The following is a 306-nucleotide window of genomic DNA, read 5'->3' as shown; positions in this document are numbered from 1 at the left end:
CTATCATCGGCGCTGTTTCGTTTCACTACTGAGTTCGGCATGGGGTCAGGTGGGTCCAAAACGCTATTGTCACCAAGAAAATTCTTTTCAATTTTCTTATTATTTTATTTATAGTCTTTCGACTTAATTTAAAGTCTTGCGACTGAATTTAGAGCCTGGATATGACCAAGTGCCCACAGCGGTAGAGAGACACATAGCAGCTGCTATGGGAAACCTAACACTTTAATTAGGAGCCTGGCGATGACCTACTTTCACATAGCAGCTGCTACACTATCATCGGCGCTGTTTCGTTTCACTACTGAGTTC

General features: G+C 42.8%; 1 rRNA gene. It reads right to left on the bottom strand.

Annotated features, from left to right (window positions below):
* Positions 1 to 77, bottom strand: a 5S ribosomal RNA gene (gene rrf / locus EXT43_RS20515); the annotation flags it as partial.
* Between the last annotated feature and the right edge of the window lie 229 nt (positions 78 to 306).

Origin of the sequence: Pseudoalteromonas sp. CO109Y (assembly GCF_004208935.1) — a bacterium.
In the GTDB taxonomy this organism is placed as follows: domain Bacteria; phylum Pseudomonadota; class Gammaproteobacteria; order Enterobacterales; family Alteromonadaceae; genus Pseudoalteromonas; species Pseudoalteromonas shioyasakiensis.
Note: the sequence above shows the minus strand (reverse complement) of the source record. Positions and strands in the feature narration are given on the sequence as shown.